General features: G+C 69.8%; 22 protein-coding genes. 9 read left to right on the top strand and 13 right to left on the bottom strand.

Annotated features, from left to right (window positions below):
* Positions 1 to 141: 141 nt before the first annotated feature.
* The 4 genes from D4739_RS15940 to D4739_RS15955 form a co-directional block, all read right to left on the bottom strand.
* Positions 142 to 861 (bottom strand): GAF and ANTAR domain-containing protein, encoded by a 720-nt coding sequence (locus D4739_RS15940; RefSeq protein WP_120061519.1) that lies wholly within the window; start codon positions 859 to 861, stop codon positions 142 to 144.
* Between the two features lie 93 nt (positions 862 to 954).
* The gene (locus tag D4739_RS15945) at positions 955 to 3,945 is read right to left on the bottom strand and encodes a bifunctional [glutamine synthetase] adenylyltransferase/[glutamine synthetase]-adenylyl-L-tyrosine phosphorylase (protein WP_120061520.1); all 2,991 of its coding nucleotides are present in this window, start codon (positions 3,943 to 3,945) and stop codon (positions 955 to 957) included.
* A 7-nt stretch (positions 3,946 to 3,952) separates the two neighbouring features.
* Positions 3,953 to 5,293: a type I glutamate--ammonia ligase gene (gene glnA, locus D4739_RS15950; protein WP_120061521.1), complete on the bottom strand. Its 1,341-nt coding sequence runs from the start codon at positions 5,291 to 5,293 to the stop codon at positions 3,953 to 3,955.
* Positions 5,294 to 5,328: 35 nt separating this feature from the next.
* A complete protein-coding gene (locus D4739_RS15955; protein WP_120061522.1) occupies positions 5,329 to 6,042 on the bottom strand; it encodes a helix-turn-helix transcriptional regulator in 714 nt (237 codons plus the stop codon).
* 129 nt (positions 6,043 to 6,171) lie between these two features.
* Between D4739_RS15955 and D4739_RS15960 the strand changes: the two genes are divergently transcribed.
* Entirely contained in the window at positions 6,172 to 6,630 is a 459-nt protein-coding gene (locus D4739_RS15960) for a hypothetical protein (protein ID WP_120061523.1), read from the top strand.
* A gap of 66 nt (positions 6,631 to 6,696) precedes the next feature.
* Here the strand turns inward: D4739_RS15960 and D4739_RS15965 are convergent, their stop codons facing one another.
* Positions 6,697 to 8,739: an NAD(+) synthase gene (locus D4739_RS15965; protein WP_120061524.1), complete on the bottom strand. Its 2,043-nt coding sequence runs from the start codon at positions 8,737 to 8,739 to the stop codon at positions 6,697 to 6,699.
* Positions 8,740 to 8,854: 115 nt separating this feature from the next.
* Between D4739_RS15965 and D4739_RS15970 the strand changes: the two genes are divergently transcribed.
* Both D4739_RS15970 and D4739_RS15975 read left to right on the top strand, forming a co-directional pair.
* Positions 8,855 to 9,154 (top strand): hypothetical protein, encoded by a 300-nt coding sequence (locus D4739_RS15970; RefSeq protein WP_120061525.1) that lies wholly within the window; start codon positions 8,855 to 8,857, stop codon positions 9,152 to 9,154.
* A complete protein-coding gene (locus D4739_RS15975; RefSeq protein ID WP_120061526.1) occupies positions 9,151 to 10,647 on the top strand; it encodes an alpha/beta hydrolase in 1,497 nt (498 codons plus the stop codon). The genes D4739_RS15970 and D4739_RS15975 overlap by 4 nt, the downstream gene beginning before the upstream one ends.
* Before the next feature lie 5 nt (positions 10,648 to 10,652).
* Here the strand turns inward: D4739_RS15975 and D4739_RS15980 are convergent, their stop codons facing one another.
* Positions 10,653 to 11,012 carry a DUF4345 family protein gene (locus tag D4739_RS15980; protein WP_120061527.1) on the bottom strand — a complete coding sequence of 120 codons (360 nt, stop codon included), beginning with the start codon at positions 11,010 to 11,012 and terminating at the stop codon, positions 10,653 to 10,655.
* A 140-nt stretch (positions 11,013 to 11,152) separates the two neighbouring features.
* Here D4739_RS15980 and panB point away from each other — a divergent pair, with 140 nt between their 5' ends.
* Positions 11,153 to 12,034, top strand: coding sequence for a 3-methyl-2-oxobutanoate hydroxymethyltransferase (panB, locus tag D4739_RS15985; RefSeq protein WP_120061528.1), 882 nt, complete (start codon positions 11,153 to 11,155; stop codon positions 12,032 to 12,034).
* Positions 12,035 to 12,055: 21 nt separating this feature from the next.
* On the opposite strand, the gene D4739_RS15990 is transcribed toward panB, so the two are convergent.
* The 6 genes from D4739_RS15990 to D4739_RS16015 all read right to left on the bottom strand — a co-directional run bounded on the left by D4739_RS15990 (position 12,056) and on the right by D4739_RS16015 (position 14,977).
* Positions 12,056 to 12,793: a hypothetical protein gene (locus tag D4739_RS15990; RefSeq protein WP_120061529.1), complete on the bottom strand. Its 738-nt coding sequence runs from the start codon at positions 12,791 to 12,793 to the stop codon at positions 12,056 to 12,058.
* Positions 12,790 to 13,428, bottom strand: a complete 639-nt coding sequence (locus tag D4739_RS15995; protein ID WP_238473680.1) for a SatD family protein — start codon at positions 13,426 to 13,428, stop codon at positions 12,790 to 12,792. Before D4739_RS15995 ends, D4739_RS15990 begins: the two co-directional genes overlap by 4 nt.
* Before the next feature lie 43 nt (positions 13,429 to 13,471).
* Positions 13,472 to 13,972 carry an SRPBCC family protein gene (locus D4739_RS16000; RefSeq protein WP_120061530.1) on the bottom strand — a complete coding sequence of 167 codons (501 nt, stop codon included), beginning with the start codon at positions 13,970 to 13,972 and terminating at the stop codon, positions 13,472 to 13,474.
* Positions 13,969 to 14,361: an ArsR/SmtB family transcription factor gene (locus tag D4739_RS16005; RefSeq protein WP_120061531.1), complete on the bottom strand. Its 393-nt coding sequence runs from the start codon at positions 14,359 to 14,361 to the stop codon at positions 13,969 to 13,971. Before D4739_RS16005 ends, D4739_RS16000 begins: the two co-directional genes overlap by 4 nt.
* Before the next feature lie 128 nt (positions 14,362 to 14,489).
* Positions 14,490 to 14,777 carry a hypothetical protein gene (locus D4739_RS16010; protein WP_120061532.1) on the bottom strand — a complete coding sequence of 96 codons (288 nt, stop codon included), beginning with the start codon at positions 14,775 to 14,777 and terminating at the stop codon, positions 14,490 to 14,492.
* On the bottom strand, positions 14,774 to 14,977 hold the full coding sequence (locus tag D4739_RS16015; protein ID WP_120061533.1) for a hypothetical protein: 204 nt from the start codon (positions 14,975 to 14,977) through the stop codon (positions 14,774 to 14,776). The genes D4739_RS16010 and D4739_RS16015 overlap by 4 nt, the downstream gene beginning before the upstream one ends.
* Before the next feature lie 23 nt (positions 14,978 to 15,000).
* Between D4739_RS16015 and map the strand changes: the two genes are divergently transcribed.
* The 5 genes from map to D4739_RS16040 all read left to right on the top strand — a co-directional run bounded on the left by map (position 15,001) and on the right by D4739_RS16040 (position 20,308).
* Positions 15,001 to 15,867, top strand: coding sequence for a type I methionyl aminopeptidase (gene map / locus D4739_RS16020; RefSeq protein WP_120061534.1), 867 nt, complete (start codon positions 15,001 to 15,003; stop codon positions 15,865 to 15,867).
* Positions 15,868 to 15,993: 126 nt separating this feature from the next.
* Positions 15,994 to 17,592: a circularly permuted type 2 ATP-grasp protein gene (locus tag D4739_RS16025; RefSeq protein WP_120061535.1), complete on the top strand. Its 1,599-nt coding sequence runs from the start codon at positions 15,994 to 15,996 to the stop codon at positions 17,590 to 17,592.
* The gene (locus D4739_RS16030; protein ID WP_120061536.1) at positions 17,586 to 18,521 is read left to right on the top strand and encodes an alpha-E domain-containing protein; all 936 of its coding nucleotides are present in this window, start codon (positions 17,586 to 17,588) and stop codon (positions 18,519 to 18,521) included. Before D4739_RS16025 ends, D4739_RS16030 begins: the two co-directional genes overlap by 7 nt.
* On the top strand, positions 18,521 to 19,363 hold the full coding sequence (locus tag D4739_RS16035) for a transglutaminase family protein (RefSeq protein ID WP_220699317.1): 843 nt from the start codon (positions 18,521 to 18,523) through the stop codon (positions 19,361 to 19,363). Before D4739_RS16030 ends, D4739_RS16035 begins: the two co-directional genes overlap by 1 nt.
* 117 nt (positions 19,364 to 19,480) lie before the next feature.
* Positions 19,481 to 20,308 carry a L,D-transpeptidase family protein gene (locus tag D4739_RS16040; protein WP_120061537.1) on the top strand — a complete coding sequence of 276 codons (828 nt, stop codon included), beginning with the start codon at positions 19,481 to 19,483 and terminating at the stop codon, positions 20,306 to 20,308.
* A 6-nt stretch (positions 20,309 to 20,314) separates the two neighbouring features.
* Here D4739_RS16040 and D4739_RS16045 read toward each other — a convergent pair whose 3' ends face one another.
* On the bottom strand, positions 20,315 to 20,725 hold the full coding sequence (locus D4739_RS16045; protein WP_120061538.1) for a tetratricopeptide repeat protein: 411 nt from the start codon (positions 20,723 to 20,725) through the stop codon (positions 20,315 to 20,317).
* Positions 20,726 to 20,762: the final 37 nt, after the last annotated feature.

A 20,762-nucleotide genomic window follows, 5' to 3' on the forward strand; every position in this document is an offset into this window, starting at 1 on the left:
CAGGCTGCCGGACAGTGCCGGCTTCCCCCGAAACCTATGTGGGGACCTGGGATGCGTCGATGGGTAGAACTACCCCGCCGAGCTCAGGGCCACAGACGGCACCGTAACCGACGAGGCCACGAAGGAGTAGGGCAGGTGGGTTCAGGCTCGTAGGTTGTCGACGCGCGACGGGTCGTTGAGCACCGCGACCGCAAGGTCCGTCAGGCGGAGCCGCTGGCTGCGCGCGTGCGACCGGAGCAGCTCGAAGGCCTGGTCGACGCTGATGCCGAAGGTGCGGGCAACAGCACCCTTGGCCTGCTCGATCGCGATCCGGCTGTTCAGCGCGAACTCGAGCTGCTCGGTCAGCAGGTCGGCACGCACGAGCGCCCGCTCCTGGATGATCGCGATCGTCGCGACATCGGCGAGCGCCTGGACGGCCGACGTGTCGCCGTCGAGGAGCGGGCCACGTGCGACGCCGAAGACGTCGAGCGCGCCGATGACCTTGTCGCGCAGCCGCAACGGGAACGTGTGCACCGAGAGGAAGCCGGCATCGACAGCACGCGGGGCGAAGAACGACCACCGCTCGGCGGCGGCGGAGAGGTTGTCCTCGATCACCTGCGTGCCGGTGCGGAAGCCGTCCAGGCAGGGACCTTCTGCGCTCTCGAGCTGGAGGTACTCCAGCTCGCGGGCCTGGTCGCTCGAAGCGGCGAGGAGGTTCAGGTCTCCGCGTACGTCGGTCAGCAGGATGCCAGCCGCTGCCGCACCCGTGAGGTCGGCGACAGAGGTGGTCAGACCGTGCAGGAAGTCCATGAGGTCGAAGTCATCGACGAGGGTGTCGGCGACGCTGACGAAGACGTCGGCGAGACGCTCAACGCTGATCATGGGAAGACCTCCTTCGTCACCAGTCCTCGCATGTCATCGCTCCACCTTAGATCCCGGCACTCGCGCGGGGCGCGATCGAGGTGCGCGGGCACGTCAGCCCCAGAACACGCGGTCCACGACGCTTCGGGCGCGCCGCGTCGTACGCAGGTAGTCGTTGAGCATGTCACCCGTGCCCCCACTCTCCCCCGGTCCGTAGCCCAGGATCGCCGCCACGGCGGCTCGCTCCCGGGAGTCGCTGGGCACCGCGTCGCCGGGTCGCCCGCGGACCAGGGTGACCGCGTTGCGGATCCGGCTGACCAGCCGCCAGGCAAGGATCAGGGCCTGCGCGTCATCGGCCGGAAGCAGCTCCAGCTCGGCAGCCGCACGGAGCGCATCGAGCGTGCGGGAGGTCTGCAGGATCGGGTGCCGGCCGGCGTGCTGGAGCTGCAACAGCTGCACCGTCCACTCCACATCCGCCAACCCTCCACGACCGAGCTTGAGGTGCGTGTACGGGTCAGCGCCGCGCGGCAGGCGCTCGGTGTCGACGCGCGCCTTGAGGCGGCGCACCTCGAAGACGTCGTCGTCGGTGATTCCTTCGGCCGGGAAGCGGAGCGGGTTGATCAGGGCGACGAATTGCTCCCGCAGCCCGCGGTCCCCGACCACGGCATCAGCACGCAGGAGGGCCTGGAACTCCCAGACCTGCGACCACTTGGCGTAGTAGGCGGCGTAGGAGTCGAGCGTGCGAACGAGCGGTCCCTGGCGGCCCTCGGGCCGGAGGTCGGCATCGACGTCGAGTGCGGGGTCCGAGCCCGGCATCGCGAGGAGTCGGCGCACTTCGAGCGCCACGGCCTGTGCGTACGACGACGCCTGCTGCGTCGAGGCGCCGGGCAGCGGGTCGTGGACGAACATGACATCCGCATCCGAGCCGTAGGAGAGCTCGAAGCCGCCGTAGCGACCCATCGCGACGATCGCCATCCGCGTCGGCGGCCCGTCGAATCCCTGACTGGCGGCGACGGCCTCCATCACGACCGCGAGCGTCGCCTCCAGGGTGGCGTCGGTGAGGCTCGAGAGACCTGCGCCGACGGCGACCACATCGGTCTCCGCAACGAGCTCGCCCGCGGCGATCCGGAGCAGCTCCCGACGGCGGATCGCCCGGATCGCGCGGACCGACTCGACCGCGGACGACTGCCGGTGTGCGGTGGCCAGCATCTCCGCGGTGACCGCGTCCGAGCCGAGCGGGTGCAGGCTCTCGCCGAGCAGCCGCACACCCTGTGGCTCGCGCTCCAGCAGGTCGGTGGCGAAGCGCGAGGTTGCGAGCAGGCGGGCCATGCGCTCCGCGACCTCGCCCTCGTCTCGCAGCAGGCGGAGGTACCAGTGCGAGGCACCCAGGGCCTCACTGATCCGGCGGAACCCGAACAGGCCGGCGTCCGGGTCCGGCGCGTCCGCGAACCACTCGAGCATGACCGGCAGCAGCGTGCGCTGGATGGCCGCCGAGCGGCGTACGCCGGAGGTGAGGGCGGCCAGGTGGCGCATCGCCGCCGCGGGATCCGCATAGCCGAGGGCGGCGAGCCGGGCCTTCGCAGCCTCGGGGCTCAGGACGATGCCCTCACCGGGCAGCCGGGAGACCGCCGACAGCAACGGCCGGTAGAAGAGCTTCTCGTGCATCCGGCGCACCAGCGCGCGATGGTCGCGCCACTCCTTCTCCAGCTCGACCGCCGGGTCCCTGCGGTGGCCGAGCGAGCGACCGAGCCGGCGCAACGCATCGTCGTCATCGGGCACCACGTGCGTGCGGCGCAGCTGGAAGAGCTGGATGCGGTGCTCGAGGCGCCGCAGGAATGCGTACGCCGTGTGGAGCGCGGCCCCGTCGTCGCGCCCGACGTAGCCGGCGCGGGTGAGGTGCGCGAGTGCGCTGAGGGTGGCGCCGTCGCGGATCGACTCGTCGGCCCGCCCGTGCACCATCTGCAGCAGCTGCACGGCAAACTCGACATCGCGCAGGCCCCCGGAGCCGAGCTTGAGCTGGCGCTCGGCCTCCTGCGCGGGCAGGTGGGCGAGCACGCGGCGCCGCATGGCCTGCACGTCCTCGACGAAGCCGTCGCGCCCGACAGCCGCCCAGATCATTGGCTCGACCATCTTGCGATAGGCGTCCCCGAGCGCGCGGTCGCCCGCGACGGGGCGCGCCTTGAGCAGCGCCTGGAACTCCCAGGTCTTCGCCCAGCGCTCGTAGTAGGCCCGGTGGCTGGCCAGTGTGCGCGTCAGCGGACCCTGGGTGCCCTCGGGGCGCAGGTTGGCGTCGACGGGCCAGATCGTGCCAGCCGCGGTCGGCTCGGAGCAGATCCGCATGAGGTGGGAGGCGAGCTGGGTCGCGACCCGCGCAGCGACGTCGTCGGCCACGCCCGGCGCCGGCTCGTGCACGAAGACGACGTCCACATCGCTGACGTAGTTGAGCTCGTGACCACCGCACTTGCCCATCGCGATGACCGCGAGCCGCACCACGTGCGCATCGGGCCCGATGCGGGCCCTGGCGATGGCCAGGGCTGCTTCGAGGGTCGCCGCCGCCAGGTCGGAGAGCTCGGCTGCGACGTCGTCCACGCCCATGTGGTGCGCGAGGTCGCGCGCGGCAAGCCGGAGCAGCAGTCGGCGGTACTCGACGCGGAGTGCGTCGACCGCGTCACCATCAGGCAGGGTGGCGACGGGTTCCGGCGCTGCCGGGTCGGCCCCGACGGCGACGAGCAGGTCCTCCCGCAGCCAGTACGCCGCGGGGCGGGTCGAGCCGAGCCACGGATCGGTCAGCTCCCGCCAGTGGTGCGGGTGACGGTGCAGGTGGCCGGTCAGGGCCGCGCTGGCACCGAGCACGCACAGCAACCGCATCGCGGTGCCCTCGTCCTCGGCGACCTCGGCCAGGAACGCATCGCGGTCCTCGACCCGGTCAGACAGCTCGAGCAGCCCGGCGAGCGCTGCATCAGGATCCGCGGTGCGTCCGAGGATCGCCGTGATCGGCGCTGCGTGACCGCCCAGCGACTCGAGCCCGGCGCGGGTCGCGTCGAGGTCCCGGAAGCCGAGCCGGATCAGCTCGGTCCGGGCAGTCCTGCGATCGGTCGGGCTCACCCGTGGATCAGAGGATCGGAAGCATCTTGTCGCGCTCGAACTGCGTGACCTGGCTGCGCCACTCTTCCCACTCGTTGCGCTTGTTGCGCAGGAAGAAGTCGAATACGTGCTCACCCAGGGTCTCGGCGAGCAGCTCGGAGCCCTCGGCGATGCGGATCGCCTCGGACAGGTTGGTCGGCAGCGGCTCGATGCCGAGGCTGCGACGCTCGCGGTCGGACAGCGCCCAGACGTCGTCCTCCGCCTCCCGCGGCAGCTCGTAGCCGTTCTCGATGCCCTTCATGCCGGCAGCCAGGATCACCGCGAACGCGAGGTAGGGGTTGCAGGCCGCATCGATCGTGCGCAGCTCGATGCGGGTCGACTGACCCTTGTTGGGCTTGTACATCGGCACGCGGACCATGGCCGAGCGGTTGTTGTGGCCCCAGCAGATGTAGGACGGTGCCTCGCCGCCGCTGATCAGCCGCTTGTAGCTGTTGACCCACTGGTTGGTGACGCAGGCGATCTCGGCAGCGTGGGTCAGGATGCCGGCGATGAACTGGCGGCCGGTCTTGGAGAGCTGGTACTCGGCACCGGCCTCGTAGAAGGCGTTCTGGTCGCCGTCGAAGAGCGAGACGTGCGTGTGCATGCCGGACCCGGGCTGGTCGCCGAACGGCTTGGGCATGAAGCTGGCCCAGATGCCCTGGCCCAGCGCCACCTCACGGATGACGGTGCGGAAGGTCATGATGTTGTCCGCGGTGCTCAGCGCGTCGGCGTACCGCAGGTCGATCTCCTGCTGGCCGGGGCCACCCTCGTGGTGGCTGAACTCCACCGAGATGCCCATCGCCTCGAGCATCGTGATCGCCTCGCGGCGGAAGTCGGCGCCCTTGGACTGGGCGGTGTGGTCGAAGTAGCCGGAGCGGTCGACAGGCACCGGCACCGCGCCATCGGCGTGCTCGCCCTTGAAGAGGTAGAACTCGATCTCGGGGTGCGTGTAGAAGGTGTAGCCCTTCTCCGCGGCCTTGGAGAGCGTCCGCTTCAGCACGTGCCGCGGATCGGCGTAGGACGGGGAGCCGTCGGGCATGGCGATGTCGCAGAACATGCGGGCCGTGGACGGCCCGTCGCCCGAACGCCACGGGAGGATCTGGAACGTCGACGCGTCGGGCTTGGCCAGCATGTCGGCCTCGTAGACCCGGGCGAAGCCCTCGACCGCCGAACCGTCGAATCCGATGCCCTCATCGAAGGCGCCCTCCAGCTCAGCCGGGGCGACCGCCACCGACTTCAGAGAGCCGAGCACGTCCGTGAACCACAGACGCACGAAACGGACGTCGCGCTCTTCGAGTGCGCGGAGAACGAAATCCTCTTGCTTGCCCATGGCGCCACTCTAGAGGCACGTGTGTTTCGTCGGGGTCACGACTCACGAGGCACCGCGGAGGACCTGCTCACGCGCACGCAGCAGCCCGGTCCCGAGCGGTGCTTCGACACGTCCAGGCCCGAGCATCCGAGGCGCTCCCCGACCGAGGTCACGAAGGTGTGGTTGAGTCCGCACACGAGCTCTCGATGGTCGGCTGCGAGGCGCTCGAACGGGCAGTTGGCCAGGCTGACGGAGCCCGTCTTGCCGTCGCCCTCGACACGAGGCTCGTAGCCGAGCTCGCCGAGCACCTCGGCCATCCCCTCCATCTCGTCGGAGGCCCCCGGCGGCCACGCCTCGATCACGATCCGCGCAGCGTTGTCGGCAGCCGCGTCAACTGCCTCTGCCATCGGTACGCCGCCGAGCGAGCGCTCCACGGCATCGGCCAGCACCTGCCCGGCAAGGTCGTAGCGGCGGCTCGGCACGCTGACCCAGACCTCCTTGCGCGAGCGACGGTAGAGCTTCGACGGCCTCCCCGCACCCGGGCCCGTGCGGCCCGTCAGCCGGCGGAACTCGGTCACCAGGAGCCCTTCGTCGACCAGGCGGTCCAGGTGGAACTTCGCGGTGTGGCGGGCCACGTCGACACCGTCGGCGGCCTGGTCCCGGCTGACCGCGTCGGAGGAGTCGGAGACGAAGCGGTAGAGCGCGCGGCGCACAGGGTCGGCCAGCGAGCCGAGGGTCGTGACCCGCACCCCGAATGCGTCGTCTGCCATGACCCGCTCCTGCCGCTGAACTCCCGAAATGCTCTAACAGACAACAGTCTTGCCTAAAGACTCCCGCAGGTCTACCGTCGAAATTGATCTCCCTTAGACCAAGGGAGCCCACCCGAAAGGAAGACCGCCATGGCAATCACCCACGCCTGGCACGACATCGTCTCGGACATGAAGGACGAGATGCACGACCTGACGAACATCGCCCACGTGGCGGCTGCCCGGCAGGCCTACCTCGCCTTGTGGGCCACGTTCACCGCCCTTCCGTTGCTCTACGGTCTCGACAAGCTCGCCGGGTTCATGAACACCAACTGGGAGGGCTTCTACGCCTCCTGGCTCAACAGTGCGGTTCCCGGGTCAGCAGCCGACGCCACCATGTACTTCGGCGTCCTCGAGATCGCGATCGCGGCTGCGGTCTTCTTCGCACCGCGCATCGGTGGCGACGTACTCGCCGCCTGGCTCGTGCTTGAGGCGATCAGCGTGTTCAGCGTCGGCGGAATGGCCTACCTGGGCTTCGGCACCCTGGCGCTCGCCTTCTGCGCGCTCGCCATGGCGCGTCTCTCCACGACGTACCACCACAAGGACGGCTGACCCGTCCCTCTGACCCGCCGCCGGCCTGTGCCTCCCCCGTCACGGACCGGCGGCGGCTCGCTGTGATCAGTCCGTCGGGACGTTCTCCAGCTCGGCGAGCCACGCCGCCCTGCTGGCGTCCGACGGCATCCGCCAGTCACCGCGCGGACTCATCGTCCCGCCACTGGAGACCTTCGGCCCGTTGGGCAGCGCACTCCGCTTGAACTGGCTGGCGAAGAACTTGCGGATGAAGACCTCGAGCCAGGTCCGCACGGTCGCCAGGTCGTAAGCCGGGCGGGCGGCGTCGCCGAAGCCCGGAGGCCACTCCCCTGCGTCCGCGTCCTTCCACGCATGCCAGGCCAGGAAGGCGATCCGGCTCGGCTTCATGCCGAAGCGCAAGACATGGAAGAGCGTGAAGTCCTGCAGTGCATAGGGACCGGTCGAGTCCTCGGTCGCCTGCGGCTTCTCGCCGTCGTGCGTCGGGATCAGCTCGGGAGTGATCTCCTGGGCCAGGATCTCCTGAAGGACGTCGTTGGCTTCCGGGGCGAAGTCCTCATGGGTGATCGCCCAGCGGATCAGGTGCTGCACCAGGGTCTTCGGGACTCCTGCGTTGACGTTGTAGTGCGACATCTGGTCGCCGACGCCGTAGGTGCACCAGCCGAGCGCGAGCTCGGACAGGTCGCCGGTGCCCAGCACGATGCCGCCACGGTGATTGGCCAGCCGGAAGAGGTAGTCGGTGCGCAGACCGGCCTGCACGTTCTCGAAGGTGACGTCGTAGACGCGCTCCCCCTCGGCGTACGGGTGGTCGAGGTCGTCCAGCAGCTGGCGCGCAGCCGGCTTGATGTCGATCTCCTGGAACGTGACGCCGAGCGCCTTGCTCAACCGCGTGGCGTACGACTTGGTGGTGTCACCGGTCGCGAAGCCGGGCATCGTGAAGGCGTGGATGTCGGTGCGCGGCCGCTTGAGGCGGTCCATCGCCTTCGCCGCCACGATCAGCGCGTGGGTCGAGTCGAGGCCGCCGCTGACGCCGATGACCACCTTCGGGTTGCCGATGCTCGTGAGTCGTTTTTCGAGGCCGGAGACCTGGATGTTGTAGGCCTCGTAGCAGTCGAGCTCGAGCCGCGCCGGGTCGTCGGGGACGAACGGGTAGCGGTCCACCTTGCGGCGCAGGCCGATGTCACCGGCGGGCGGGTCGAGGGTGAACTCGATCCGCCCGAACTCGGCGGGCTGCAGCCCCTCGGCGCGCTTGTTGTCGTCGAACGAACCCTGGCGGATCCGCTCCTGCCGGAGCTTGACCAGGTCGACGTCGACGATCGTCGCGCGCGGTCCGTCCGGGAAGCGCTCGGTCTCGCCGAGCAGCTCGCCCAGCTCGTAGACCATCGTCTGCCCGTCCCAGCTGAGGTCCGTCGTCGACTCGCCCTGGCCCGCCGCCGTGTAGATGTACGCCGCGTTGCAGCGCGCGCTGGCGCTCTGGACGAGGAGCCGTCGTCCCTCCGCGCGGCCGATCGTGATCGGGCTGGCGCTCAGGTTGGCCAGGACCGTGGCCCCCGCGAGTGCCGCGTTGGCACTCGGCGGGATCGGCACCCACATGTCCTCGCAGATCTCCACGTGGAGCTTGAGCCCGGGCACGTCGAGCGCTTCGAAGATCAGGTCGTGGCCGAACGGGACCTGGACGCCGTTGAGGTCGATCGTGCCGCCACCGCGCTGCTCATCGCCTCGCGCGAAGTGCCGCATCTCGTAGAACTCGCGGTAGTTGGGCAAGTGCACCTTCGGCACCACACCGAGCACCTCGCCGCGATGGATCACGACAGCGCAGTTGTAGAGCCGGTTGAGGCTGAACAGCGGCGCGCCCACCACGATGACCGGGAGCAGCTCCTTGCTGGCGTTGGTGATGGTCTCGATCGCGGCCAGCGTTGCGTCGAGGAGCACGTCCTGCAGGAAGAGGTCGTCGAGGGCGTATCCGGTCAGGCTGAGCTCCGGAAAGACCGCCACCGCGACGCCCTGCTCATGGCACGCGCGCGCCTGCTCGAGGATGGTCGCTGCGTTGGCAGCCGGGTCAGCGGGGGTCACCGGCACGGTGACCGCCGCGACGCGGGCAAAGCCCTGTGCGTACGCCGAGTAGAAGTCCACGAGGTGAGTCTAGGGAAGTCGGTCCTCCCCCGAGCTTCACCTGCTCCGACTGGCATCCACAGGCACGCCTGAGGCTGGTTGCGGCGACCACGGACCGGCGTGGACCGTTCGTGACATGGAGATAGCGCAGACCGAGCCGAGCCAGCTCGCGGTGCCGTTCGCGGAGCTCGTGGACGCGGCGAGTGCGTGGGATGGCGCGCGCCGGCTGATCGACGACGGCGTGGTGGGCGCGAGGGCCGCGGACGCGGGCTGTTGCGGGCCGGAGGTCGGACCGGTCCTCGCGGAGCGGCTGGCGCGATGGCGCACGGAGGTCGCCCTCATCGGCGATGCAGTCGCCGCGCAGGCCGATGCGCTGCGTGCCTGCATGACCACGTCGGCGGCGGCAGACGCGGAGGTCGCGAGGCGGTTCGGATGACCGGGCTTCCGAGGAACCCGACTCCCCCGCCCGCGATCCCTGAGGCCGATGCGGTCGCCGCGCTGATCCAGCACTGGCAGGTCGGGCTCGATCGGCTCGTCGCCGCCGACGTCATGATCGCCACCGATGGTGTCGCTACAGGCTGGGCCGGCCCTGCCTCCGAGGCCGCACGCCGCGCCGGACAGCAGACCTCGCACGATCTCGCCGAGGCGGCGCTCAGCGGCATACGAGCGATCCGGTCCCTCGACGGCTGGGCACGCCAGCTCAGGCAGCTCCGCGCGGAGCGCGAGGACCTGCTCATGCGGGTGGACGCCGCCAGCGCTGAGCTCGCCCGGCTCGCACTGATGCCGGACAACACCTTGGCCACCCCCGTGATCCGGTCTCGCGCCTGGCAGGAACATCGCGACCTTGATGCCGACCTCGCGTCATGGAGCGCAAAGGTCGCGGCGGCAGATGCAGCAATCGTCGCCGCACTCACAACGCCCGATCCGGTCGACGCACTCAACGCCGACCGCGACCCGCGCCACCGCGACGCAGCGGAGAGCACCCGGCGCGCGCTCGCCGAGGCAGCGGCGGCGGGGATCCCGGCGTACCTGCTGAGCTATCAACCGGACGCCTTCGGCGGGGATGGCGAGGTGGTGATCGCGTTCGGCGATCCGGTCGCCGCGGCCCACACGGCTGTGATCGTCCCGGGCATCACCAACGACGCCGCCACGATCGATCTTCAGTCGCTCGGCGCACTCAGCCTCCAGGCCGCTGCAACCACCCGCTCGGCAAGGACGGCGCGGACGGCGAGGACGAGCACGATCGCGTGGATGGGGTACGACGCGCCGAGCCACCCCGCGTTCCATGGCGGCCGACTCGACCCGCGCGAGCTCAAGGACCTGGGGCGCACCCTGGGCGAGGGTGCGGCCGAAGACGGCGGGCATGAGCTCGTGGAGTTCGTCGGCGAGTTGCGGGAGGCCAACCCACTCACGGATGTGACGGTCGTCGGGCACAGCTACGGCTCGACGACGGCAGCTCATGCTGCGGTCGACGGGCTGGAGGCGGACCGACTGGTCTTCCTCGGCAGCCCCGGCCTGGGCGACGAGGTCGACCGGGCTTCAGATCTCGGGCTGCCCGCTGGAGCGGTCTTCGTCAGTGCTGCCCAACTGGACCCGGTCACCTGGCTGGGCGGCCCGCATCGCGTCGCGGGCCACGAGGTCGACACGCACGGGGTCGGGCTCGGCGACGACCCTTCGCGTGCGGACTTCGGGGCAACCCGACTGGCCGGCGACAACGGTCGAGAGTTCCACCTCGACTCGCTCGACCAGGTCGTGCTCAACCACAACGCCTACCTTGCGCCAGGAAGCCAGTTCGCTGACAACGTGGCGGCCGTGGTCCTCGACCAGGAGCCCGCAACCACCCGCGGAAGGACGACCACCGGCGAGGAGCTCCTCGCGGGCTGGGCAACGCAGGAGGCAGCGCGCGCCCTCCCGCTTCCGTGGCGGTGACGCACCTAGCTGGACTTGATTGCGCGGCGGCCACCAAGCAGCAGCGCAAAGGCGAGACCGGTCTCGATGGCGATGAAGCCCGCGGTCACCAGGCTGGGAGGACGTTGCTCGACGACACCGGATGCGGCGCGACCGGCAGCCATCCCGGCGGTCGCGATACCGAGCGGCACAGCCGAGGCGGGCGAGGCCAGCAGCGTGCCCGCCATGGCCAGCGGCAGCCCGCCGTACACGGCACGGATCTCAGTGCGCGAGTCCACGGTGGGAGCCGAGCCGCCGAAGAGCGCTGGCACCATCGCGGGCTTGAGGAACGACACGACGCCGAGGCCGGCGTACGCCGCGGCCCCGCTGGCAATCAATCTGTTCATCTCTCCATCTTGCCGGGTGAGGCATAGTGCCGCGTGACCCACGAGACATCCCGCGGACGCCCTGTCAGGGCTAGCCTTGCCAGTGCGTCCGGGGACTCCGATCGGGGAGCCTCGAGATCACCCCCTCAGGAGAATTCGCCATGAGCGAGCAGCAGAAGACCGGCGAGGTCGCCGCCCCCTACGGCACCGGAGCGGGCAAGCCCGACTCCGCCAATGCCGCAGCCCCCATCAAGCGCATCCGCACCCATCACCTCGCGGAGATGAAGCAGCGCGGCGAGAAGATCACGATGCTGACGGCGTACGACATGTACACCGCGCAGGTCTTCGACGAGGCCGGCATCGACCTGCTCCTGGTCGGCGACTCCGCCTCCAACAACGTGCTCGGCAACGAGACCTCGCTCCCGATCACCGTCGACGAGCTGCTGCCCTTCACGCGCGCCGTGGCGAAGTCCGCGAAGCGCGCGATGGTCGTCGGAGACCTGCCGTTCGGCTCGTACCAGGCATCCCCCGAGCAGGCGTACCTGACCGCCGTCCGGTTCATGAAGGAGGGTGGTGCGCACTGCGTGAAGCTCGAGGGCGGTGCGGAGATGGCTCCGGTCATCACCAAGCTGGTCCAGGGCGGTATTCCGGTCATGGCCCACATCGGCTTCACCCCGCAGAGCGAGCACACCCTCGGCGGCTACCGGATCCAGGGTCGCGGGGCTGGCGCCGAGAAGGTCATCGCCGACGCCCACGCGGTCGAGGAGGCCGGAGCGTTCGCGGTCGTCATGGAGATGGTCCCGGCCGACGTCGCCGGCCAGATCTCCAAGGAGCTGCACATCCCCACGATCGGCATCGGCGCCGGCGTCGACTGCGACGGGCAGGTGCTCGTGTGGCAGGACGCGTTCGGTCTCCGCACCGGCCGCATGCCGAAGTTCGTCAAGCAGTACGCCGACGTCCGCTCGGTCCTGCTCGAGGGCGCCAAGGCCTACGCGGCCGACGTCAAGGGCGCGACCTTCCCCGACCCGGAGCACTCCTTCTGAGACAGGCCCCGAAGAGCCCCGTCAGGTCCGGAGCAGCACGAGCGACGTCAGCGGGATCAGCCAGCTGACGAAGCTGCCGACCAGGAAGTACTCCGTCAGCTGATGGATGCGCACCTGCTCGGAGCGTGACTGCAGCTCGGGGAACCTGAGCAGCCCCTTGGCGGCGATCACGATCCCGGCCGCGGTCAGCTGTCCCGCGAGTCCGAGCCCGAGGATCACCAGGCGCTCCATGGGACCGAGCAACCGGCCGCCCTTGAGCCGCATCTCGGGGTCGCCGCTGGTGCCGTGCTGAGCTGGGCTCATCGTGCCGGTCACGGCGAGGACGAGTCGCACCAGCACGTTGCCGGTCGAGAGCTGGACCAGCACCAGACCAGCGAGCAGCAGCAGGCGGTCAGCACCCACGTCCGCGAGGACCGGGAGCGGATCACGAGCCAGCCACTCACCCAGCAGCCCGCCCGCGTGGCTCGCACCGGGTGCGACCACGATCGCGCCGACGAGCGCGAGACCGAGCAGCGCCAGCGGGATCCACGGACGGCCGCCACGCGCAAAACCGCGTGTCACGGTCTGCCCCCAGGCAGTCACCACCACCACGATCACGATCAGGGCCGCGATGTCACGCGGCTCCGTGAGATCGCAGCCCACACCGACCACGAGCGCGACCAGCGCCCCCGTGCACTCGGGCACGATCCGCGCGGGACGGACCGAGAAGACGAGGTCGGTGACCCCGACCCCGATCAGCAGCAGCGCCAGCCAGCTCATCCGACCCTCCCGAGCATCTCCTCCGCGGCGACCAGCACCGCAAGTCCGTCAGACCGCACGCGCTGGGAGATCGCCGACGCCGAGACTCCCTCGGCATCCGCGATCTCGCGCTGCGTCCGTCCCTCGATCAGACCACTCAGCACCGACAACGACCGCCCCGACAGGCCGCCGAGCACCTGGTCGCGCAGCAGCAGAGCCGCGTTCACGGCTGCCTGATCCGGACCGGCAACGCCTTCGGCGCATCGGTACGCCGTGCGGACGTGCCGCAGCCCCGCGCGCCGGGCCTCCGCCGCGGCGTACTCGATGGCGGCGCGCGCCGCCCACCACCCAGGGCCGTCCTCGACGCGCGGCGACTCGGAGAGGACCGAGACCTCGCCCCAGCCGAGTCCGTGCCGCAGGTCGACCTGCGGCAGACCAGCGAGGCGGAGGGTCCGCACCGCGACAAGGGCGTCGCCCAGGCTCGCCCAGCAGCCCTGGTACTCGTCGCCGACGGTGATCCGGAGCGGCACGAGCGGGTCGGTCGTCTCGTTCACCTGCGAGACCAGGTCCTCGAGTCGGGCGTGCAGACCGGCCCGGCTCCCGGCGTCGCGGGAGCCGACCACGTCACCGATGAGGGTGGCAACCAGGGGGCTCACATGAAGAGGATACCTTCATATTGAAGAAATGAAGGTTTTTACTTCACTCACCCAGGAGCTCGTCGAGACGCTCGTAGCCCTCGACCACGCCGACCTCCATGCCACTGGCCATGATCAGGTCGCGCAGCTCGAGGGTGTCGACGACCGAGACACCCGTCAGTCGCGTGCGCCCACCCGGCAGCTCCTCGAGCCGGAGCGTCTCCAGGCTGACGCCGTCTCCCCCGCCCTCGTAGGTGAAGGTCTGCACGATGCGGTCCGGCTCGCGCACCTCGTGGAAGGACCCGAAGAAGCGGGCAATCTCCTCCCCCTCGCGAATCGCGGTGTAGCGCCACGCGCCTCCGGTACGGGCGTCCCAGTGGTCGATCCTCATGTCGATGGTGCGCGGCCCGCACCACCGCGCGAAGAGCTCCGGATCGACGTGCGCACGGAAGACGGCGGCCGGAGGCGCGTCGAACTCGCGGGTGATGGTGATGACGGGGATGGCCGGATCGGCGACGATCCCGGTCTCGTGCTTCGTGCCTTGGCTCGGGTGCAACGTGCTCATGACGCGCCTCTCTCCTGCTCGATGGACTGCTCGATGGACTGCTCGACGGACTGCTTGACCGACTGGTCGTCCGAGAGCTCCGCCAGGACGGCGTCGAGGCGGGAGTACCGCTCCTCGGCCTCTCGGCGATAGCGCTCGATCCACCTGGTCATCAGGTCGAACACCTCGGCCTCAAGGCGGACCGGGCGGCGCTGGCCACCTTCGCCGCGCGACACGAGACCCGCGTCCTCGAGGACCTTGAGGTGCTTGGAGACGGCCTGCACGCTCACCGGGTACGGCGCGGCGAGGTCGCCGACGCTCGCCTCGCCGTCGCTGGCAAGCCGTGCGACCAGGTCGCGCCGGGTCGGGTCGGCCAGCGCGGCAAAGACCCGGGACAGCTGATCCGTCATCACATCTCCTCAACCAAGTGGTTGAGAAATAGTCAACGCCCCGCACTTCCGATTGTCAACCATCTGGTTGATATTCCGCCAGACCCGACCTCTCGGCCCGCCAGACCTGGCCTTTCGGCGGGGAGGGATCAGGGGGTCCACTCGAGGAACGCTCCGCCGAACCAGACCACAGCGAAGAGCACGGCGATCGCGACCAGGGGGACCACCGGGACGAGGCGCGGTCGCCGGGTCCACCAGCGGCACGCGACGACCAGGAAGGCCACCCAGATCACCATCAGCCCCACGACGCCGTACGCCGGCGCGACGAGGCCGGACGCGGCGTACGGGAAGAAGGTGGCCGCCATCCCCACCATGCCGACGAACGGCCACGGCGAGACGACCGGGCGAACCGGCTGGCCGTGCCGCTGGCCGCTCACTCCCCTGCTGGGGAGTCGGAGGGGTCGTTCCAGGCCGGGTCGCTCTCCCAGGCCTCGTTGCGCTCCTCCACCTTGTCGAGCGCGCGGGCGGCCTCGGCCTCGGTCGCATAGGGACCGAGGCGGTCCTGGTTGCGGCAGCCCTCCCTCGTCTCGACGGCGTGGTGGGTCAGGCAGAACCAGTACTCCTCGTTCTCACTCATAGAGCCGAAACTACACTCGGTCCATGCCAGTCGTTGCCCCCCAGCCCTCCGTACTTCCGGGAGTCGTGTCCCCACGACGCCCGGTGCCCGCCCACATCGCTCGCCCGGAGTACGTCGACAAGCCGGCGCCGGCGAAGTTCACCGGCAGCGAGGTCAAGGACGCCGAGACGATCGATCGGATGCGGATCGCCGGAAAGCTGGCCGCCCAGGCCCGGGAGCTGGTCGGCGCCGCAGTCGCACCGGGCATCACCACCGACGAGCTGGACCGGATCGGGCACGAGTTCCTCTGCGACAACGGTGCCTATCCCTCGACCCTCGGCTACCGCGGCTTCCCCAAGAGCCTGTGCTCGAGCGTCAACGAAGTGGTCTGCCACGGCATCCCGGACAACCGGGTCGTGGAGGACGGCGACATCGTCAACATCGACATCACCGCATTCATCAACGGCGTCCACGGCGACACCAACGCGACGTTCCTGGCTGGCAACGTCGACGAGGAGACCCGCCTGCTCGTCGAGCGCACGAAGATCTCGCTCGACCGCGCGATCGCCGCGGTGAAGCCGGGTCGCCGCATCAACGTGATCGGCCGCGTCATCGAGTCCTACGCCCGGCGCCACGGCTACGGCGTCGTGCGTGAGTTCACCGGGCACGGCATCGGCACCGCGTTCCACAGCGGGCTGATCGTGCCCCACTACGACGACTCGCACTACGACGACCTGATCGAGGTCGGCATGACCTTCACGATCGAGCCGATGCTCAACCTCGGCACCCACGAGTGGACGATGTGGGACGACAACTGGACGGTCGTGACCCGGGACTTCCAGCGGAGTGCCCAGTTCGAGCACACCCTCCTCGTGACCGCCGACGGCGCCGAAGTGCTGACCACGCCATGACCACCCGGAGCGCGGATCTCGCCAGGGACCTCGCCAGCGATCTCCTGACGGATATATCGCCGACACGCGCGGCCGAGTCACGCTCCTGCAACAAACCCGAAACGCCAAGGGCCTAGGTTCCGAGACATGCACGGCACGTTTGATGGATACAAGCCCGGAGCGGCCTACGACGAGATGTTCGAGGGCGCCACGTCACGAGCGCCCTACGCAGGTCTCCACGATGCGTTCGAGGACCTCTCGGAGGTGGACCTCAAGTCACGCGTCGATGCGCTGGCCGCGAGCTACCTCGACCAAGGCGTCACCTTCGACATCGGCGGCGAGGAGCGGGCGTTCCCGCTCGACATCCTGCCCCGCGTGATCGAGCCCGATGCCTGGGCACGGGTCGACGTCGGTGTGCAGCAGCGCGTGAAGGCGCTCGAGCTCTTCCTCGCCGACGTGTACGACGCGGGGCGCGCCTTCGAGGACGGAGTGATCCCGCGTTCGGTGATCACCACCTCCAGCCACTACCACCGGGCCGCGGCGAGCATCGCCCCGCCCAACGGTGTGCGCGTCCACGTCTCCGGCATCGACCTGATCCGCGACGCCGACGGCGAGTTCCGCGTCCTCGAGGACAACGTGCGCGTGCCCTCCGGTGTCTCCTACGTGATGACCAACCGGCGCGCGATCTCGGGCGCTCTTCCGGAGAGCTTCGCCCGCCACCGGATCCGCTCGGTCGCCGCCTACCCGCAGCGCCTGCTGGCCGCCCTCCGTGCGGCTGCGCCCGCGGGTGTCAGCGACCCGACCGTGGTCGTGCTGACCCCGGGTGTCTACAACGGTGCCTACTTCGAGCACGCCCTCCTCGCCCGGCGCATGGGCGTCGAGCTGGTCGAGGGTCGTGACCTGGTGTGCCGCCGCGGCCGCGTGATGATGCGGACCACCCAGGGCCTCGCCCAGGTGCACGTGATCTACCGCCGCGTCGACGACGAGTTCCTCGACCCGGTGCACTTCCGTGGTGACTCGATGCTCGGCTGCCCGGGTCTGGTCAACGCGGCACGGGCCGGCAACGTCACCCTCGCCAACGCGATCGGCAACGGCGTCGCCGACGACAAGCTCGTCTACACCTACATGCCCGACCTGATCCGCTACTACCTGAGCGAGGAGCCGGTGCTGCGCAACGTCGACACCTGGCGATGCGGCGAGCCGGACCACCTCGAGGAGGTCCTCGACCGCCTCGACGAGCTGGTGCTGAAGCCGGTCGACGGCTCGGGCGGCAAGGGCATCGTGATCGGCCCGGCTGCCGCGGTCGCCGAGCTCGACGAGCTGCGCGGCAAGATCCTCGAGGACCCCCGGTCCTGGATCGCGCAGCCGGTCGTCCAGCTCTCCACCGTCCCGACCTACGTTGGCGGCAAGATGGCGCCGCGCCACGTCGACCTGCGCCCGTTCGCGGTCAACGACGGGCAGAAGGTGTGGGTGCTCCCGGGCGGCCTGACCCGCGTCGCGCTGGCCGAGGGCGAGCTGATCGTGAACTCCTCGCGGGGCGGTGGCTCCAAGGACACCTGGGTCCTCTCCGGCCACGCCGCCGAGGTCGACGTGCTCCCGGCGAAACCGCGCGAGCCGATCACGCCCTCGCCGCAGAGCGCCGGGCCCTCGCTGCAGATGTCGAACCAGCAGCAGCAACAGGAACAGGCGTTCGCGCCAGACACCACAACCACCGGAGTGAGCGGACAGGAGGACGGCGCATGCTGAGCCGGATCGCCGAGTCCCTGTTCTGGATCGGACGCTATGTCGAGCGAGCCGAGGACACCGCACGGATCCTCGACGTCCAGCTGCAGCTGATGCTCGAGGACTCGTCGATCGACGAGGACACGACCTGCCGCACGCTGCTGTCGATCATGGGCGTGGAGGCAGCCGACGACAAGCCGGTCACCTCCCGCGCGGTCCTCGACCTCCTCGCCTACGACGTCAACTCGTCCGCCTCGATCGCAGCGACGCTGGCCGCTGCCCGCGAGTCCGCCCGGCGGGCCCGCGAAACGCTGTCGGAACCGCTGTGGGAGGCGATCAACACCACCTGGCGCGCCATCCCGTCCGGCCGCTTCCGCACGCTGCGACCACCCACGGTCTTCGGCTGGGTCCGCGACCGTGCCGCTCTGGTCAACGGCACCGCGGACGCCACGATGACCCGCGACGAGGGTTGGCAGTTCCTGGTCCTCGGCCGGTCGATCGAGCGTGCGGACATGACCGCCCGCCTGGTCGCAACGGCCGCTCTGGCGTCCTCCGGCTCGGTGACCGCATGGACGTCGACCCTGCGTGCCTGTGGTGGCTACGAGGCCTTCCTGCGCACCTACCGCGGGCTCGAGACCGACCGTGAGGCCGCGGAGTTCCTGCTGCTCGACCGGCTCTTCCCGCGCTCGGTCGTGCACTCGCTCTCGCGCGCCGAGCTGTGCCTCGAGAACCTCGAGTCCGGAGGCCAGCGCGCCGGCTTCCAGAACGACGCGCAGCGGCTGCTCGGCCGCACCCGCGCCGATCTCGAGTACCGCGCTCTCAGCGACGTCGTCGCCGACCTGCCCGCCGAGATGGAGCGGCTCCAGCAGACCTGTGCGGCAGCCACCGAGGCGGTCAGCCGTCGCTACTTCGCCGGGGCAGAGGCGACCGAATGGCAAGGAGGGCGGGTCTGATGCAGCTGCGCATCGTCCACACCACCGGTTACGAGTACGACGGCGCCGCCAAGGCGTCGTACAACGAGGCACGGCTGACGCCCGGCACCTCCGCCGAGCAGATCGTGGTGCACACGCGCCTCGACATCGCTCCGACTCCCTGGGCCTACAGCTACCGCGACTACTTCGGCACGCAGGTCACCGCCTTCGAGATCAACGAGCCGCACGAGTCGCTGCGGGTCACCTCGATCGCCACGGTGCACACCAACCGGGCCACCGCGGCGCCGCCGTCGCTGGCCTGGTCAGAGGTGCTCTCCCCCGACGTCGCCGACGCCCAGTGCGAGTACCTCGCCACCACCGATGACCTGGTCGCGCCGCCCGAGGAGCTGATGCTCGCGGTCAAGGAGATCGCCTCACGCGCCTCGCGCCCGGGCAACGCGGCTCGCGAGATCTGCGCGCTGGTGCACGAGGAGATCACCTACATGCCCGGAGCGACCGACGTACTCACTCCTGCGTCGGTGGCATGGGAGCAGCGTGCCGGTGTCTGCCAGGACCTGGCCCACCTCGTCGTCGGCTCACTGCGCGCGCTGGGCATCCCGGCGCGCTACGTCTCGGGCTACCTGCACCCCGACAAGGAGCCGCAGGCCGGTGTCACGGTCACGGGCGAGTCGCATGCCTGGGTCGAGTGGTGGGACGCCGGCTGGCGCGGGTTCGACCCGACCAACGACGAGCCCGTCGGCAACCGCCACGTGGCGATCGCCGCCGGACGCGACTACCGCGACGTGCGGCCGCTCTCGGGCATCTACAGCGGTGGCGTCACCTCGTCGATGTTTGTTGACGTGCAGATCACCCGTTTGTCCTGACCCGTCTTCCGCGCCCTGCAAGGATCCCCGAAGTTGATCCTTGGGAAGCGCAACCGTTCGGGTCGCTCGTGCGTCTCACCAGAGAGAGACAAACACTCGGGAGCCTTGGGGGCACACATGCGACGAATGCAAGCGATCACCGGAATCGTGGCCACCACGCTCCTGCTCGGCGGCGGCTCCGCCTTCGGTACGCCGCGCACGACGGACGCGACCCCGTCGCCCACCACCACGGCGAGCACCACCACGAGTCCCACCCCGACACCGACGACGACCACCTCCCCCACGCCGAGCCCGACGACGACCACCACCACCACGGTGAAGCACACGCTCGCGAACGCGCAGCGCCTGCTCAACGGACTCGGCTGCGACGCCGGTCTGGTCGACGGACGGGCGGGCACGCACACGACTGCCGCGATCATCCGCTTCCAGGCCGCCAACCGGCTCGCCCAGGTCGGCTGGATGAACAGCACCACCTGGAACAAGCTGACGGCCACGAAGAAGATCGCGTGCAACCGGCGCCCGGTCCCGGCGTACTCCGGGACGGGTCGGCGCATCGTCGTCGACCGCACCCAGAACTGGATCTGGCTGGTCCGCAGCGACGGCACGATCAAGTGGCAGGGCGGGATGATCGACAACCCGACGGTGTGGCGCTCCGGCACCTACCGCAGCGGCTCGGACTGCGGGCGTCCCGCGCACAGCCGCTACGGGCTCGACTACTCGAAGACGCTGCGCCTCGACTACTTCACGCGGCTGGTCACCGGCCAGTGCGGCGTCGGCTTCCACCGCGTGCCGGTCTACCGCACCAGCGGCAACCAGATCCACCCGGACTGGTACCTCGGCACCAACCTCAAGGTGTCCCACGGCTGCATGCGCGTCACGATGCGCACGGCACAGGAGATCACCGCGTTTACCGCGGGCTCGACCAGGATCGTGGTCAAGCCCTGATCACCTTCAGGAGCTGAGGAAGCGCTCGACCCGCAGCACGGCCGCACCGTGGTCGTATTCACCGGACATGGCGTACGCCAGCCGCAGGTGCGGGAGCGCCTCGGCGAGCCGGTTCTGCCGCTCCAGCGCGCGTCCGAGCGCGTGGCGGGCCCAGTCGTCGTCCGGCACCTCCTCGACAAGAGCACGCAGCTCCGCCTCGGCCTTGTTCAGCTGCGCCCGCTTGAGGTACGCCCAGGCCCGCAGGCTGCGCAGACCCCGGTCCGCGGGCTCGATCTCCAGCGCGGCCTCGATGACCTCGAGTGCCTCCTTCGGGGAGCGCCGCTCGATCAGGTCGTACGCCGTGGCGTAGGCCCGCTCCGGGGCCCGCTGCCCCGGGAACACGATGGCAGGGGCGGCGATCTCGTCGAACTCGTTCATGGTGAGCAAACGCTCGTCGGACGCCTTCTCTTCCCGA

This window comes from Nocardioides cavernaquae, assembly GCF_003600895.1.
In the GTDB taxonomy this organism is placed as follows: domain Bacteria; phylum Actinomycetota; class Actinomycetes; order Propionibacteriales; family Nocardioidaceae; genus Nocardioides; species Nocardioides cavernaquae.